This is a genomic window from bacterium (assembly GCA_020440705.1).
In the GTDB taxonomy this organism is placed as follows: Bacteria; Krumholzibacteriota; Krumholzibacteriia; order LZORAL124-64-63; family LZORAL124-64-63; genus JAGRNP01.
Genome location: JAGRNP010000398.1, coordinates 1 through 516, shown reverse-complemented (window position 1 = coordinate 516; position 516 = coordinate 1). Strand labels below are relative to the sequence as shown.

Annotated in this window: 1 protein-coding gene; it reads right to left on the bottom strand. The window is 61.2% G+C overall.

Going from position 1 to position 516, the window contains the following annotated elements:
- A partial coding sequence (locus KDM41_18995) for a DNA topoisomerase IV subunit A (GenBank protein MCB1185513.1) occupies nucleotides 1-516 on the bottom strand: 516 nt, incomplete at both ends.

Sequence of the window (516 nt, the reverse complement as noted above, 5' to 3'; positions counted from 1 at the left end):
ATATGCCTGCAGCACATCCTTCAGGCCCATGACCTGCGGCGCACCCTTGTGCAGCACGTTCATGTTGAGGCTGAAGCGCGTTTCAAGGTCGCAGACATTGAACAGGCTTTCCATCAGCACGTCCGCCTCGACCGTCTTGGAGCGCGGCACGAGAACCAGGCGGACATCCTCCGCCGACTCGTCGCGGACATCGTCCAGCAGCGGCAGCTTCTTCGCCTCGATGAGTTCGCCGAGCTTCTCGAGAAGCTTCGATTTCTGGACCTGGTAGGGGATCTCGGTGACGATGATCTGGTAAGTACCCCGGCCCGTATCCTCGACATTCCAGCGCGCGCGCATGCGGAAGCTGCCGCGTCCCGTCTCATAGGCTTCGAGCATGGATTCATATGGCTCGACGATGACGCCGCCAGTCGGGAAGTCCGGCCCCTTCACGAAATCCATCAGTTCCGCTGTCGTTGCCTTCGGCTTTTCGATCAGCAGGCGCGCCGCATCGATCAGCTCGGCGGCATTGTGCGGCGG